Source organism: Lysobacter arseniciresistens ZS79 (genome assembly GCF_000768335.1).
Lineage (GTDB): Bacteria > Pseudomonadota > Gammaproteobacteria > Xanthomonadales > Xanthomonadaceae > Novilysobacter > Novilysobacter arseniciresistens.
Genome location: NZ_AVPT01000081.1, coordinates 1 through 820, shown reverse-complemented (window position 1 = coordinate 820; position 820 = coordinate 1). Strand labels below are relative to the sequence as shown.

Here is an 820-nt window from a genome sequence, read left to right as displayed (position 1 = left end):
GCCGTCACCGTCGTCGTCCAGGTCCGCGCAGTTGGGAGCGGCCGGGGCGGCCGGCGGCGGCGGCGGTGCCACCACGGCCTTCGCGCCCAGCGGGATCACCACGCCGACGCTGGCGAGGATGTCACCGAACCAGTTCTCGCTCGGATTGGCGACCGACTGGTCGTCGAAGTCGGCGCGGTAGGCCAGCTCGGTGCGGATCATCGCGTTGTCGTTGATCGCGCCCTGCAGGCCGACGCCCAGCTTGGCGGCCAGGTTGCCGTCCTCGCGCTCACCCGGGGAATCGGTGCTCGGGAACGCGTCGTACTCCTCTTCCGAACGCTGGAAGCCGAGGCCCATCACGGCGTACGGCGCCCAGTTGCGGCCCTCGGCCAGGAAGTGGCGGCGCAGGTCGAACGAGATGCCGTACTGGCTCCAGTTGAGGTCCTGGTTCGCATCGAAGTTCGGGTTCTGGTAGTTCAGCTCGCCGTCGATCGACCAGTTCGGGCTGATGAACTTGCCGACGCCCAGGGCGAGGAACGGGGCATCGTTGGTACCGCGCGCGCTGTCCTGCAGGTTGAAACCGGCCGAGCCGGTCAGGTACCAGCGGTCGTCGAACTCCTGGGCATTGGCGGTCGAGGCGAGCGCCAGCCCGGCCAGCAACGCGGTGCTCAACAGGCGAATCTTCATGGGGAACTCCTTCGGGGAAAGATACGGACAATCCGTCGTGAGAAAGCCGGAACGGTCACGAACGCCATGCCGGACGGCGGAATCATACACATTCAGGATGATGTACAGCGCGGGGCACCCGCAAAAAACGAAGCCCGGCACGGGGCCGGGCTTC

General features: G+C 67.1%; 1 protein-coding gene. It reads right to left on the bottom strand.

Features of this window, described 5'->3' with window-relative positions:
• Nucleotides 1-666, bottom strand: a 666-nt coding sequence (locus tag N799_RS14065; protein ID WP_036214000.1) for an outer membrane beta-barrel protein, incomplete at its 3' end; no start/stop codon positions are given.
• Between the last annotated feature and the right edge of the window lie 154 nt (nucleotides 667-820).